Annotated in this window: 12 protein-coding genes; 8 read left to right on the top strand and 4 right to left on the bottom strand. The window is 35.2% G+C overall.

Annotation, left to right across the window (positions count from 1 at the left end; translation table 11 throughout):
• The first annotated feature begins 1 nt into the window (after position 1).
• The 5 genes from ACWATA_RS14970 (at position 2) to ACWATA_RS14950 (ending at position 4,752) form a co-directional block, all read left to right on the top strand.
• Positions 2 to 574, top strand: a complete 573-nt coding sequence (locus tag ACWATA_RS14970) for an HTH-type transcriptional regulator Hpr (RefSeq protein WP_154991445.1) — start codon at positions 2 to 4, stop codon at positions 572 to 574.
• Positions 575 to 768: 194 nt separating this feature from the next.
• Complete coding sequence (locus ACWATA_RS14965) at positions 769 to 1,866, top strand: endospore germination permease (RefSeq protein ID WP_473049933.1); 1,098 nt, start codon at positions 769 to 771, stop codon at positions 1,864 to 1,866.
• On the top strand, positions 1,853 to 3,376 hold the full coding sequence (locus tag ACWATA_RS14960; RefSeq protein WP_154991443.1) for a spore germination protein: 1,524 nt from the start codon (positions 1,853 to 1,855) through the stop codon (positions 3,374 to 3,376). The genes ACWATA_RS14965 and ACWATA_RS14960 overlap by 14 nt, the downstream gene beginning before the upstream one ends.
• Entirely contained in the window at positions 3,376 to 4,536 is a 1,161-nt protein-coding gene (locus ACWATA_RS14955; protein WP_228123047.1) for a Ger(x)C family spore germination protein, read from the top strand. Before ACWATA_RS14960 ends, ACWATA_RS14955 begins: the two co-directional genes overlap by 1 nt.
• An 87-nt stretch (positions 4,537 to 4,623) precedes the next feature.
• Complete coding sequence (locus ACWATA_RS14950; RefSeq protein ID WP_323874009.1) at positions 4,624 to 4,752, top strand: DUF3231 family protein; 129 nt, start codon at positions 4,624 to 4,626, stop codon at positions 4,750 to 4,752.
• A gap of 631 nt (positions 4,753 to 5,383) precedes the next feature.
• Here the strand turns inward: ACWATA_RS14950 and ACWATA_RS14945 are convergent.
• Together ACWATA_RS14945 and ACWATA_RS14940 are read right to left on the bottom strand one after the other, a co-directional pair.
• Entirely contained in the window at positions 5,384 to 6,523 is a 1,140-nt protein-coding gene (locus ACWATA_RS14945) for a hypothetical protein (protein ID WP_098626751.1), read from the bottom strand.
• Between the two features lie 900 nt (positions 6,524 to 7,423).
• Positions 7,424 to 8,854, bottom strand: a complete 1,431-nt coding sequence (locus ACWATA_RS14940; protein WP_028413700.1) for a hypothetical protein — start codon at positions 8,852 to 8,854, stop codon at positions 7,424 to 7,426.
• Positions 8,855 to 9,230: 376 nt separating this feature from the next.
• Between ACWATA_RS14940 and ACWATA_RS14935 the strand changes: the two genes are divergently transcribed.
• Positions 9,231 to 9,581, top strand: a complete 351-nt coding sequence (locus ACWATA_RS14935; RefSeq protein ID WP_154991442.1) for a VOC family protein — start codon at positions 9,231 to 9,233, stop codon at positions 9,579 to 9,581.
• A 61-nt stretch (positions 9,582 to 9,642) separates the two neighbouring features.
• Here the strand turns inward: ACWATA_RS14935 and ACWATA_RS14930 are convergent, their stop codons facing one another.
• Both ACWATA_RS14930 and ACWATA_RS14925 read right to left on the bottom strand, forming a co-directional pair.
• Complete coding sequence (locus ACWATA_RS14930) at positions 9,643 to 10,734, bottom strand: AI-2E family transporter (protein ID WP_025751972.1); 1,092 nt, start codon at positions 10,732 to 10,734, stop codon at positions 9,643 to 9,645.
• Positions 10,735 to 10,844: 110 nt separating this feature from the next.
• On the bottom strand, positions 10,845 to 11,039 hold the full coding sequence (locus ACWATA_RS14925) for a twin-arginine translocase TatA/TatE family subunit (RefSeq protein ID WP_047751147.1): 195 nt from the start codon (positions 11,037 to 11,039) through the stop codon (positions 10,845 to 10,847).
• Between the two features lie 519 nt (positions 11,040 to 11,558).
• Here ACWATA_RS14925 and uxaC point away from each other — a divergent pair.
• On the top strand, positions 11,559 to 12,980 hold the full coding sequence (uxaC, locus tag ACWATA_RS14920; protein WP_099330860.1) for a glucuronate isomerase: 1,422 nt from the start codon (positions 11,559 to 11,561) through the stop codon (positions 12,978 to 12,980).
• Positions 12,981 to 13,027: 47 nt separating this feature from the next.
• The gene (locus tag ACWATA_RS14915) at positions 13,028 to 14,410 is read left to right on the top strand and encodes a glycoside-pentoside-hexuronide (GPH):cation symporter (RefSeq protein WP_099330861.1); all 1,383 of its coding nucleotides are present in this window, start codon (positions 13,028 to 13,030) and stop codon (positions 14,408 to 14,410) included.
• Positions 14,411 to 14,506 lie beyond the last annotated feature (96 nt).

Raw genomic sequence — 14,506 nt, 5'->3', positions numbered from 1 at the left:
TATGTCGAAACAAGAAAATGAATACACAATAAAAGATGCATCATTGTTTGGATTTAAATTAATGCAGGTAAGTAAAGCCATCTGGCGAGCTGCAGAAGATGATTGGGAGCAATGGGTGAAGCCTTATGGTCTGAATGTAAATGAGCATCATATTTTATGTTTGGCTAGCAGCACGGGAGAAATCTCTATGTCAGAGTTAGCTAACTTAGGAGCTATGCATATCTCTACAGCATTTAATTTTTCGAAAAAATTAGAAAATCAAGGGTATCTGTATCTATCCAAAAGAGAAAATGATAAAAGAAACACCTATATCAAACTGACTGAAAATGGAGAACAATTATTGCTTGACACGCTCAAAGGGTATGAACCACATAACAGTAAGATATGCAAAGGCGCACTTCCTTTAAAAACGTTATACGGAAAATTTCCCGATTTTCCAGAGCTCGTAACCGTTGTTCGTCACGTTTGTGGCGGCGACCTAGTGACCGTTGCTGAGCAACCTTTTGTGAATATAGAAGAAGCGGGAATAGAAGAAAATGAAGATAAGAAAGAAGTCCAGCTAACTAGTAATTGAACGCGCTTAATAATGGGCAGAGAATAGGACTTCGTGAAAATAAGTAAATAACAGACCGAGCTGTTTTATACGTGAGAAATTTGACGTATAAAACAGCTCTTTTTTATTTTGTGAATAATGATTCTCCATTATATTATGAGAAATTTAGGATAAGCTACCAGTAGTAAATTTACCGGAGAGAAGGAGTGGTTACCATGAATAAGTCAGACTCAATTTCTGTTTTTCAGCTGATCCTTCTTTCGATGACGTTTATTGGCTTAAAAACTCATGTGATGCTTATATCTCCATTAATTAAAACGGCAGGGCGCGATGCTTGGATCACCGTTCTTCTTACTTGTCTTTTAACACTCATATGGGTTCCTTTACTTGTATATGTAAATAAAAAAACAAACGGCGAACATCTTTTTCAATGGATGAAAAAACATATGAATAAGTCATTTACCAACGTTGTTATTTTTCTTATAATCGCTTATTTGACCATTATGGAAATTGCCACCTTACGAGAGACGATTACGTGGATCAATATTATTTTTCTTCAGCGAACACCTTTAATTATACTCGTTTTACTATTTGGTTTTACCTGTTGCTTACTTGCCGCTACGAGCATGAGAACGATTAGTGTTGTAAACGTGTTTCTTTTATTTTTTATTGTACTATTAGGTTTTTTTGTTTCTTTTACAAACTTTCAATTTAAAGATTATTCTTTATTGCAGCCTGTTTTAGAAAATGGCTATTTTCCGGTTATTAAAAGTATTGTATTTCAAGGATCAGGGATGGTAGAGCTGCTGCTGCTGCTTTTCTTGCAGCACAAAGTACCGCAGCCTATACGCTATAAGCATTTAGCGGTGGCAGGAATTCTCTTAACGGGCCTTACAATTGGGCCTCTTATTGGGGCAATTACTGAATTTGGTCCTGTAGAAGCCTCTAAGCAACGTTTCCCTCCCTATGAAGAATGGGGAATTGCATCACTTGGAAAGTTTATAGAGCATATCGACTTTTTATCTATTTATCAGTGGCTGTCGGGTACCTTCATCCGCATTTCGACCTTTCTTTTTATTATGAAAGAATTAGTTCCATTTCAAAAAGGCCACAAAAGGTTTCTTTTACTCATTTTAGTGGTTATCACTGTATGCACGCTGGCTCCTATAACAGACTTTACTTTTTCAAATCTTTTATTTTTTACAATCATACCGGCTACTTTCTGGCTGTTTGTTGCTTTTTCTCTTTTCTTAGTAGTCATAGTCTTTCTAATTTCTCATAAAACAAGGAGGGATAAAAGTGGAATTTTTTAAGAAGCAAAAAGACTACAGCTCTAAAAAACAAGAGAGCGAAAGTCTTTTAAAAGAAAGTTCTTCTCGTTCTCAGATCATCAATGAGCGTACGTTAAGAGATTTATTTGGAAAATGCGGCGATATTAACTTCGAGACCGTTTATTTTTATAACAAACGAGTGCTTATGATTTATTGTACCGGTTTAGTGAGTACGGAAATGCTATATGGAATGATCCCTAAAAGATTAGAAGAATGCTGCGCTAAGCTAGAGGGGGAAGTAGAAGGAGACCAGATCATAAAATTATTAAACCTTCCCTCAGTTTCTATCGTTCAAAATGAAGAACAGGCAGTTTCGGAAATTTTTTCTGGGAAATTATTCATTGATTTTGGATTACCGAACGCTGTTGTGTCTATCGATATTTCTGACCGTCCTCAAAGAAGTCCAGAAGAAACGAAAAATGAAGTAACCATATTGGGTCCTAGAGATAATTTTATTGAAGACTTACCTGTGAATATTGCTTTAATTCGTAAGCGTCTTAAATCGGTTTCCTTGTTAACAAAATCTTTAGAAATTGGAAAACGAACAAAAACAAAAGTAAGCATTTTATACATGGAAGACGTAGCTGACAAGAAGATACTTGACGAAATTATGGAGAAGTTAGGGAATATCGATATCGACGGTATTTTCAGCGGAACACAGCTAGAAGAGCTCATTAATAAAAATCCGTATAGCTTTTTTCCTCGCCACGCTTATACAGGGAGGCCTGATTTTGCGGTTCAATCTCTGTTAAATGGCCGGTTCATTATATTAATTGATGGCACTTCATATGCGTATGTTACACCTATTAACCTTTTTTACTTATTAAAAGGATCTGAGGATAAAGAAAATACATATTTATACAGCTCTTTTGAGCGTATTCTTCGAATCTTCGGGCTTTCTATCGCTGCTTTTTTGCCCGGTTTTTGGGTTGCAATGACGGCTTTTCATCAAAATCAGCTTCCTCTCAGCTTATTAGCTACGATTGTTGAAGCAAGAAGAGGTGTCCCGTTTCCTACCTCTCTTGAAGCAATATTAATGCTCCTTTTATTTGAATTGTTTCGAGAGGCAGGGTTTAGACTCCCGACTTCTGTCGGGCAGACACTCAGTGTAATCGGAGGGCTTATTATCGGTGATGCAGCCATTAGAGCCGGTTTAACAAGTCCTGCCATGCTGGTTGTCATTGCAGGCTCTACGATTGCTACCTTTACGCTAGCAAATCAGTCCCTTATAGGAACAATTTCACTGATCCGCTTTTTTAGTATTATCTGTGTTAGCATTTTAGGTTTTTTTGGCTTTTTTATTTCCATCTTTTTAGTCATGATCTATATTACAAACATTCGAACGTTTGGTGTGCCATATTTCGAATTAGCAACCCGATTAGATGCGAAAAATATTTTAAAATCTCTCTTCCGCCTGCCCGAAAGTAAAAAAGCAACGAGAGCTAGTATGCTTAACCCAAACGATTCCACCCGCGAAGAAGGAGGAAGTTAGTGAAAAGGACCATAAGGAACTTACTTATACTTGCTATGAGCTCTTTTTTATTGTTTCTTTCGGGGTGCTGGGATACGAATGAACCGGAACAAATGGTATACGCACAGGGAATGGGGGTAGATTTTAAAGATAATCGTTACGTTCTTTACCTGCAGACAATCAATTTAAGTTTATTGGCAAAATCTGAGGCAAGCGGTGCTGGCGCGGGTCAAGTCAAAGTAGAAGTTGGCTACGCAACAGGAAAAACCATTGATGAAGCTATTTTTAGATATTATCAAATTTCTCAGCGCAGAATCTTTTTTGGGCACTTAGCTTTCCTTGTTCTAACGGACGATGCGTTAAAGCATGGTGCTGTCAAATCTGCGGTGGACTTTTTAGATCGTTATCGGGAAACGAGATATAACATTTGGATGTATGCTACGAAAAGCCCTTTGAAAAAAACGCTGTTAGCTACGCCGATGTTCGAAGTATCGAATGCTCTTTCTCGCTTGAGCGATCCTAAAGTGATTTTCAAGCAAAACTCCTTTATTCCACCAGTTGATTTAAGAGAGCTCATTATCCATCTTAATGAACCAAGTCACGAAGTAAACATCCCTTTAGTTCAGACTAAAGAACATTTAACAACGGATCAAAAAAGTGAAACAGCTATTCAAGTAAACGGAGCAGTGGCTATTACATCATCTGAATTAAAAGGAGTTTTTTCTGAAAGTAAAATCAAAGGGCTTAGATGGATAACTGATGAATTTGTACGAGCTGGTTTACGGGTAAGGCTACCTGATCATTCCGATATTGATCTTGTGGTAGACAAGAAAAAAGTAAAGATCGAACCTGTTCTAAAAGGTAGTAATCTAACCTTTAATATAAAAGTTCGGGCAAAAGCAACGATTTTAGTTATGCCGCAGCACGAAAAACTATCAACTATAAAAAAAGAAGCTGAACAGAAAATTAAGAAACAAATTATTGAAACATACGCGCAAGGCTTAAGTATAAACAGCGATGTTTACAGGCTTTCTCATGTTCTTTACAAAAAAGAACTGCGTAAATGGAAAGCTGTTCAAAGCAACGGGGCCATTCCTCTAACAAAAGACTCAATAAACGTGAAGGTCAACGTACAGGTTAAGCACGGAAACAAACAGCGAATAGGTCCGACTATAGATTGAAATACTGAAAACCTGCATTTCTCACCTAATAATGTTAAATCAAAAGTGTAAGAATAGATAAAATAGAAAAGACCGACCTAAAAACAAATCGAATATGGAAAATCAATGACAAATATCTCGAGGTTTGTAAAAGATGCAGCGGATATTATGATGGAAAACGGCTGGATGGAAACACCACCGGCAGCCGTAGATAGAAATCATTTAAACTCCAACTAATTAAATGACTTGCCTTAAAATATGTAAAAGCTCTTAACCTATATAGCTTGAATGAGTAAAAAACACACAAAACAAATCTCCAAATTTTGTGTGTTTTTTATTTGAAGAGAAAAAAGCTGTAAATCCTGTTTTTATATTTGATGATCATTAAACTAAAGCAATTTATGATTACAATTTGTATATGAGCTTAATGTCTCTATGTATAAAAAATGTTATTTATTTGCTGCTCATTATTTTATAGAAATTACTATACATTTATAAGAGATTAAAAAGAAATTAAAGAAATTATAAACATTGCTAAAACTTATATGGACAAAAGCCTTCTGCTGACTGAGGTTATAGGGAATGAAGCAATCAAAAAAACTGCAGATTACTACAAGAATTTTCACGAAAAAATATAGGATTTTTTTATAACAGCTATATTTTCTACGCAGTCGATCGGAAAATAACGTTTATTTATTGTATTTTTTGTTCATTTAGTTGATTTTTTTCATGAAAACGAAAATCATTATCATTTAAAGAGATTTATTATAGCTGAGAGACAAATATGTTTTAGTAAGTTAAAGAGAAAAGAAGAGTAGGAGGGAAATAGAGTAGAGATGAGGAAAAAAAGGCATAACAAAAAAGAGTATTATAGAGCGTTAATTTTTGCCTGATAATACCCGTTGGCAATTTTGCGGATATACGTAAAGAAGTTTGACTCCATTTCATGCACAAGAGGGCGAAATGCATCCATACTTTCTTCTATGTAAGTTTGTTGTAGGTAACGCTGAACGGACGTTAATGATTTTTCGATTATATCTAAACCGAACTCATGCACAATGGAATGAATATCTTCTTTTTTAATAGAATAATGGCCAAAAGATTTAAAGAAATTCTTAAACTGAGCAAATGCATGCTCTCCACGGATTTTTTCGATTTCTTTTTGTTTTTTACTATCATGAGCACCAGTTAAATTGAAACTTAAAATAAAACCATCCTTGATTTTTTCAATAATCGATTTTCTTGGCTGCTTTTCTTCTAATAATGTTTTGACACAATCATCTTTTTCTAGTACATCGATACGGAAAATTTTACTTAATTTACTAGCCATTTCTTTAATAGCAGCTTTATAGCCAATGTATTTCGGAAGAATGTGTTTTACCTCGGTGTAAGATAAAAGGGCTTCTGAATCTTTCTTTACGTTTACATCAGATTCGTATACATACAAAGCACGTAAAGCCAGGCGCAGCATGTTAATATTTTTGATAGCCAGCAATTGATAAATCACTTCCATTGAAACAGAAGTGTAACCACCTTTTGAAGTATATGTATTGTGATCTTTATCAAGCATTTCCGGAGTATATGATATGTTTTGAGCATCAGCAGCTTCTTTTATATGTAAATCTAAAAAATCCTCTAAATAGTTGTTTAAAGAAACTTGAATATAGTCTCCCCATAAACGATCCCAGCGAATGATGTCATAGTCTTCTAAAAGCTTATTATTATTTTGAACGGTCCGAACGGAACATTGGATTGTATTAGCCAGTTCTTGCTCAGAAATAATTGAAATATGACCTTGGCTGTTACATTTGGCTACGTAAGCTAAAATTTGCTTCATCAGAGAACCCGTCCACTTTATGTTTACAAAGTTTTTTGCTAGACCAAATGAATGTTTTTCATAGTAATAGCCGTTGTCTCGTTTCGTCTCTCTATTTAAACCACTCATGACAATCAGCAGCTTGTTTGCTATCAGAGTGTGCCGTTTTAGTGCCAGCTTTTGTATACTCATGTAGTTACCTCCTTTCCAAAACTATATACGTCATCTTTTACAGTATAGACACAGTCATATAGGCTGTAAAATGACATATTTGCACGGAAAAATGGTGCATTTTTTTAAAAGACTAGTGATACCAAGGGACGAGACATCTATTTACAAGGTGACATATTTGCACGGAGATGTGGAGCAAAAATAGCGTTACATTTCATAAACGTTGATAAAACAGCATTCTTAAGACAAATGTCGTATTATGACGGATGAAATACACGTAATGTGACAAATTCAAAAAAAAATTTGATGTAAAAATGACATATTTGCACGGAGAATAGGAGCAAAAATGATAAAAATAAAGATTTGGGCAACAAAGTGACACATTTGCACGGAAAATAGGGACATAAAACAAAAAAATGCCCTTTTTTAGACACAGAAAGTTCACATTTTTACAAAGAATAAATGAACATTTGCAGAAAAAATCGCGCTTTTTTAAAAAAGTGGCATGTTTGCACGGAAATCTAGAGCAAAAAACACTTTTGCACGGAGATTTGGAGCAAAAAATGCAGAAAACGAAGGGGGAAAGTCGCTGTCTCAAGAAAAATTATGTAAAAGTGGCATATTTGCACGGAAGATTGGAGCCAAACTTATAGTAAATGCAGTATAGAAAGAAAAACGACACTTTTGCACGGGAACCTGGAGCAAAAATTAGCTATAACACTTCTTTTAGACACAAAAAGTTCACAAAATGATAGGGAAGGTGAAGTTTAATAACTATATCAGCAGGGGAAATAGTATGTTTATATGGAGAATTGGAGCAAAAAAACACTTTTGCACGGAAATGTGGAGCAAAAAATGCAGTAACTAATGGTAGGCAGATAAAAAGAATGCTCTTATAAAGATCATAAGAGCATTCTTTTTTTAGCCTATAGAGCTTGTTACGTTTTGATAGATAGAAAGGGGAGCATATTCGTAATCACCGGCTAATAAGTCTTTTACTTCACTTTCTCCCACAGGAATAAAGGTGATCTGAAACACTTGGCCCACTCTTTTATAAGATTGGACAGCTAGTTTTTGTTCGACTAGCTCATCTAAGGCTGTTTCAATTTCGACAAGGTTTTCTTTTTTACGTCTCTTTCGAAAGCGGACTCTTGTCGAAAAATATAAATAATCTCTTGTGACATTGTATGAAGATTTTGTTTCATAGCAAATGAGACGCTCTTTTTGCATAACGAATAGCAAATGGTAAGCGGCGTCTAAACTTAATTTTTCTACTTTATTTTTGTAAATACGCACCGTTTGGCGTTGAATATAGTCTCTATATATCACTTCATTGACGTGAATTTCAGCAATTCGCGTTCCGTTTGGCATCGTAGTAATATCCACAAAGTCAAAAATACCATAGGCAATTGTCTTATTATGCTGTACTTTTGACATGCTGTAGTGCTTCATTTTTGTAATTCTTTCTTCTATCATCTGGTAATTGCGCTTACTGTCTGTTTTATAAAGTGCTTTCACAAGGTCACCAATCTTTACATTAATGATTTTTTGTGTAGCGAACAACTCGTCGCGTTGGCTCATGATCTCTAAAAACACTTTATAATCAAACCGATCTAAATCACTAATTTTATTTCCATTTTCTTCAGCGTATTCTTTTTCTATTAACAATTCGTAATCTGTCCCGTCTTCAGAGTTATAAGTACTTAAGAAATATTCTTTTCCTTCTTTCTCTAATAGGGGTTGCTCGACGAGAAGCTTTGCTCTTGAGTTAGAGAAAAAAGGGTTCTCTACAGTTGAAAAAGGGCTTTCAATAATACTATGGTTTCCGTTTTGGAAGCTAGGGTCCAGTATAGTCAGCCCAATAATAATAGATATATCCGTATGAATTGCTTTTTCTCGCTGCGTTTTGGTTTTTTGATGAATATAAGGATAATCAGTTAAGAAGAAGCTATCTTCTTGACTCCATTCACGTAGGATATCAATTCGTTTATTAATGACTTCTTCCGGAGACGGTATGTTTTCAAACTGTTTGCAAAAGAGTTCTTTTCCGTTTGTTTTATAATAAGCTGTTAGCGCTCTGTATTCCCCAATCAGCTCTTTATTCTTCTTGGGCTTTTTTTGCTCATAGTCGCGTATAGCAGCATCTAACCATCTGCGTTTCGTACGATTGAGAAAGTCTTTTTTTAAAATCCTCAACGCTTCGTTTACATCTTTATTTTCAAAGTGCTGCTGATAAAGAGGGAGGATGGTGCTCTCTAAATCACCTTTTATACTTTCGTTATAAACGGATAAGAGGCGTAATTTAGATACTCTATCAATGACTTCGCGTATGAGTAAAGATGAATAATCCATACACATCTAACCTCCTTAATCTTAAGTTAGTCATTTTAATCCTTAGTTGGATAGTAGCTTTAAATCTATTGTAATGCACGAAAGTTCGATGCCACAAACAAAAGACGGCTACTATCTATAGTCTATTTTTCATTATACACGTGCAAAGGGGGCGAAGGGGGGGATTTTCTTATTTTCTTTTTTCGTAATCTAAATTTGGTCATGAAGTATATACATTTGCTGCGTAGCTTATGTAAGGAGGGTAACTCTGTTCGCAAGACTGCTAATTCTGCTGCGGAGTTTACTGGATGAATAGCAAGCAATTTAAAATAAAAGGATATCAGCGGTTAAAAGAGAATACTTTCTAAAACTACTAAACATATCCTGGAGGTCATGAATGAACCCTATATTAAATGAAGTAGGCACGATTTTTATTCCTGTAGAAGATATACAAAAAGCACGAGACTGGTATTGTGACGTGCTAGGTTTGCCGGTAGATGGAGACATTTTATATGATCATTTATATGTGATACCTATGAATGGAACAGGAATTGTATTAGATAGCAAAACTTATTCAAAAAATACGCTTTTTAAAACACCGGCTTTTCATTTGAATACAAACGATATCAAAGAAGCTTATGAGTATATGAAACAGAAAAAAGTAGAGCTAACGACAGGAATTGAACACGATCACTGGTTTATATTTAAAGATCCAGATGGAAATCATCTTATGGTGTGTGAATGCTGAACCTATGGAATAATAAAAGGACCTTCAAGAGAAGGTCCTTTTATTGTATTGCCTTTGCATTTTATAACTTGATAGATTTGTTTCTGAATTGAATCATTCTTACAATATTTATCACAATTGTTTTTGTTACAGCATAAGCCGGAATCGCTAAGATCATTCCGAGTATTCCTGCAATATTACCCGCAACAAGCAATAAAATAATAATCGTTAAAGGATGAGTGTTTAATTTCTTTCCAATTACCAGCGGAGAAATAATGTTCCCATCGAGCTGTTGAACGATTACGACGACGATAATTACTAATATCGCTTTTGTAGGAGAGTATAATAAGCCTACGATTAAAGCGGGTGCTACGCCAATAAAAGGGCCGACGTACGGGATAATATTAGTAAGGGCTCCTATTAGTGCGAGTATTAATGCATAAGGCAACCCGATGATGAGGTAACCAATGAATGTACTAATACCGACAAACAAACAAACGAGCATTTGGCCTTGAATATAAGTAGCTAGCGTATTTGTTGTTTCTTTCATTGTACGTAACGTTTCTTTTCGATAAGAAGCAGGAACCATACGCAGCGTATTTTTACGAAGTTTATGGCTGTCTTTGAGCATATAAAAAAGAATGAAAGGAACGGTTACAACCGTAAGAGTAATATTTGTTACGACGCTTAAAACAGATGAAATACTGTTTGTGAGATTCGTAGGTAAAGTAGACGCGTAGTTTAAAAGTGACTCTTCAATATGATCGAGCGACACATATTTTTGTTCAACCAGCCAGTTAAACCATCTTGAGTTAGATAAATCATTTATGTACTCTCTCGTTTCTACAATGTAAGACGGAATATTCTTAGCCAAATCAGTTAATTGTTTAGATAAGGTAGGTCCCACACCGCCCACAATAGAAGCAATTACGCCGATAAAAACAACGTATAATAGTAAAATGGCCAGTGTTTTTGGCACTTTTTTTCTTGTGAGAAATGACACAATTGGTTCGAATAAAAAGAAAAGAAAACCAGCTACAAGAATAGGAAAAAACAAAGTGGAGATAAACACACCGATTGGTAGAAAAACAAACGAAATATGTTTACAAATGTAAATCAGTAAAGCAATCATTAATAGTTCTAATGTCCAAAAATGCAGTTTCGATTTAAACAAAAAGTTACCCTCTTTCTTTACTATTTTTTACTATCATACATCAAAAAAGAAACCCACTGCACGTTAAAAGTGGGCTTTTTTAGTCTGTATAACTTTCATTTAAATAAAAATTAGGCTTTTTCCTCTTTATCTTTAGTGGTATCCTCTGGAGTTTTTTTGTCGTCATCTTGTATAATTCCTTCTGCTGCATTTTTAAATTCTCGCAGGGAATGTCCAAATGCTCGTCCTATGTCCGGCAATTTACTTGGTCCAAATACAATTAAGGCAGTAATCCCGATTACGACCATGCTTGTGGCTCCTGGTATGATATCCTCTCCTTTAAAAGCAATGAATATATGAAAATTAAAAAGAGATAGTAAATAAAGTGCATGTTTATACTATTCACTTTTCTCTTTAAAATTCCTTTATTTTAAATGATACGAAAACAAGGTGGAGCGGCTATGTATGATTTAAATGCTTGTAGTGATATTTTTTCCTTTCGCATCCGACGCTAATTATAGCATTAAAGATAGCTATTCGTCTTAGTAACCTTATAAGCTCTATGTAAAAAAATTTGCTTTAATTCTTATGGAATCATGTCAGAAATCGTGTTTTTAAAATTAAAGAATCAGTATATGAAAACAAGAAAAGAAAAAAATCGAAAAAATATAAAGATAAATTGTTGTAAAATTTAGAAATAAGTAATAGAATTAAATAAAATGTTAACGTTAACATCTTTGTTGTTGAAGATTATATCTTATTAAAATAGTTATCTATAAATAAGATTATTTATCCTCATATAAAATTTTGTTAACGTTAACAAAAAAGTAAAGGAGTAGGTAGAAATGAAACAGTTTATGGATGACCATTTTTTATTAACAAATGAAACAGCAGCACACTTGTATAATACTTACGCAAAAGATATGCCGATTATTGATTATCATTGCCACTTAAACCCGCAGGAAGTTTATGAGAATAAACAGTTTAAAACGTTAACTAACGTTTGGCTAGATGGAGATCACTATAAATGGAGACTGATGAGAGCGAACGGAATTGAAGAAGAAAAGATAACAGGATCAGCGAGTGACTATGAAAAATTTCTCGCGTGGGCTAAAACAGTTCCGATGACGATTGGGAATCCACTATATCATTGGACGCATCTAGAGTTAAAGCGTTTTTTTAATATTGATGAGATATTAAATGAACAGACGGCACCGTTTATTTGGGAAAAAGCAAACGAGAAATTACGCAGCGGTAAGTTTGGTGCAAGAGATCTTATTACACGTTCTAACGTAAAAGTTATCTGTACAACGGATGACCCAACAGATTCATTAGAGTATCATATGAAACTAAGAGATGTCCAAGGTTTTGAGACCCAAGTACTTCCAAGTTTTCGTCCGGATAAAGGGCTTGAAATCAACCAAGAAGGGTTTAAGAGCTGGATTGCAAAGTTGCAAGATTGTTCAAACCGCTCCATTCACACCTATGAGGATTTGTTAAAAGCTCTTGAAAGTCGAGCTCGTTTTTTTCATTCCATGGGAGGGCGTTTATCTGATCACGCACTAAATAAAATGGTATATACGAAGACTTCGAAAGAAGAAGTTTCGGAGATTTTCTTAAAAGCCTTAAAAGGTGAAGGCGTAAGTACTGAAGAAGAAAGTAAATACAAGTCATATACGTTAATCTTTTTAGGGAAGCTGTATAATGAGCTAGGTTGGGCAATGCAATTTCACCTTCATGCTCTTAGAAACAATAACACCAAAATGTTTCGTCAGTTAGGTCCAGATACAGGGTATGACTCGATGTATGACGGACAAGTGGCAGAGCCTCTCGTACAGCTTCTTGATCAAATGGACGTACAAAATAGTTTGCCAAAGACGATTTTATATTCGTTAAATCCAAAAGATAATTATGTATTAGCAAGTATAATTGGCAGCTTTCAAGGAGACGGTATTCCTGGCAAGCTGCAGCTTGGCACGGCTTGGTGGTTTAATGATCAACGAGAAGGTATGTTAGAACAAATGAAAGCGTTATCAAATGTTGGGTTGTTTAGTCGGTTTATCGGTATGTTAACAGATTCCCGAAGTTTTCTTTCGTATACAAGGCATGAATATTTCAGAAGACTAGTATGCAGCTTAATTGGTACGTGGGTAGAAGAAGGGGAAGTACCTAATGACCAACAGCTACTTGAGCAAATTGTAAAAGGAATATGTTATGAAAATGCTAAAGACTACTTTAGCTTCCCAGCCTATACGCTGCAAAAATAAAGGGGCAAAATAGTTTAAAGAATTGCAAGGGGAGAAGGGGGATTACCATGAGTGTTGTGGCAACAGAAAGAAAGGTTGAAATAAAAGTAGAAAAGAAAAATCTTAGTGTAAAAGAAAAAATATCTTATGGTATGGGTGATTTTGGTAACGGTTTCATGTTTGATTTAGGGCAGCTTTATTTGTTGAAGTTCTTTACAGATGTGGCAGGCATCCCTGCCGCGGCTGCGGGAGGGATTTTTCTAGTAAGTAAGTTATTTGCAGCAGTTTGTGATCCCATTGTTGGTTCGTCCATTGATTACCGAAAAAACATCGGAGCTAAAGGAAAATTCCGGCCGTATTTACTATTCGGAAGTATGGTGTTAGCCATTTTAACCGTACTCACGTTTATTTCGCCAAATCTTTCACCGGCGGGTAAATTAATTTATGCGTACACTTCTTATATGATTTGGGGAATTGGCTATTCATTTGTCAATATTCCATACGGATCGCTAGGCGCATCCATGACTCAAAATACTTCTGATCGCACGTCTCTTGCTGCTTTTCGTCAAACAGGATCATTAGGTGCACTGTTTGTAACCAGCATTGCTGTTGTACCGCTCATTCTGTTATTTCCAAATGAAAAAATCGGTTATCCCGTTGTCATGGGAATTATGTCGGTCATTGGCATCATCGCTTTTTATGTATGCTATCGCAATTGCAAAGAACGCATTGTCGTAAAAGAGAGTCCAAAAGAAAAACTATCAGTTAAGTCTATTTTTAAAACGTTTGTAAGTAACAAACCTCTTTTAATTTTAGTGTTTATGACGGTATTTACCATTTCAGCTTACAATATTAAATCAGCTATGCTTATTTACTTTGCACAGTATAATTTAGGAAATGTTAAATTGATGGCTTACATGAACTTTATTATTATTGGTTCATCCTTTCTAGGAGTCATTATGCTGCCAAAGCTTGTTAGCCGATTTGGAAAAAAGCAAGCTGCAATGATTGGCTTAGGAATCAGTATTGCAGCGGACACAGTAAATTTCTTTATGCCTTCTAACGTCATAATTTTTACGATTTTAGCAAGTATTGCCTTTATAGGTATCAGCATTCCTAACGGGATTACATGGGCATTTGTATCAGATATTATTGATTATGGTGAATGGAAAACAGGCGAAAGAAAAGAAGGCACAACGTATTCATTGTTCAACTTTTCTCGAAAGCTTGCTCAGTCGCTATCCGGCTTCTTATCAGGTATTGGTTTAGGGTTAGTTGGGTATATCCCAAACGTGGCACAAAAGGCAGGTACATTAGTGGGAATTAAAAGTTTGCTGTTACTATATCCTGCTATTGCTTTATCCATTGCTGCAGTGATTATTGGTTTTATGTATAAGCTAACGGATAAGAAACACGCGGAGATTGTCCAAGATATTCATGCTAGGTCTTAGTCAAAACTGTCATAACATTCACCATTTGCTTATTATTCCTACTAACTTGTGATATCCTTATAATAAAAATCGATACTGATTCATTAAAGGAAGGTA

The sequence above is a fragment of the Priestia sp. USM5 genome, assembly GCF_058323215.1.
Note: the sequence above shows the minus strand (reverse complement) of the source record. Positions and strands in the feature narration are given on the sequence as shown.

What these genes read in the sequence shown, in the direction of transcription:
- ACWATA_RS14970 (WP_154991445.1), top strand. Translation starts at nt 2, where the DNA reads ATGTCGAAACAAGAAAATGAATACACAATAAAAGATGCATCATTGTTT.
- ACWATA_RS14965 (WP_473049933.1), top strand. Translation starts at nt 769, where the DNA reads ATGAATAAGTCAGACTCAATTTCTGTTTTTCAGCTGATCCTTCTTTCG.
- ACWATA_RS14945 (WP_098626751.1), bottom strand. Translation starts at nt 6,523, where the DNA reads ATGAGTATACAAAAGCTGGCACTAAAACGGCACACTCTGATAGCAAAC.
- ACWATA_RS14940 (WP_028413700.1), bottom strand. Translation starts at nt 8,854, where the DNA reads ATGGATTATTCATCTTTACTCATACGCGAAGTCATTGATAGAGTATCT.
- ACWATA_RS14935 (WP_154991442.1), top strand. Translation starts at nt 9,231, where the DNA reads ATGAACCCTATATTAAATGAAGTAGGCACGATTTTTATTCCTGTAGAA.
- uxaC (WP_099330860.1), top strand. Translation starts at nt 11,559, where the DNA reads ATGAAACAGTTTATGGATGACCATTTTTTATTAACAAATGAAACAGCA.
- ACWATA_RS14915 (WP_099330861.1), top strand. Translation starts at nt 13,028, where the DNA reads ATGAGTGTTGTGGCAACAGAAAGAAAGGTTGAAATAAAAGTAGAAAAG.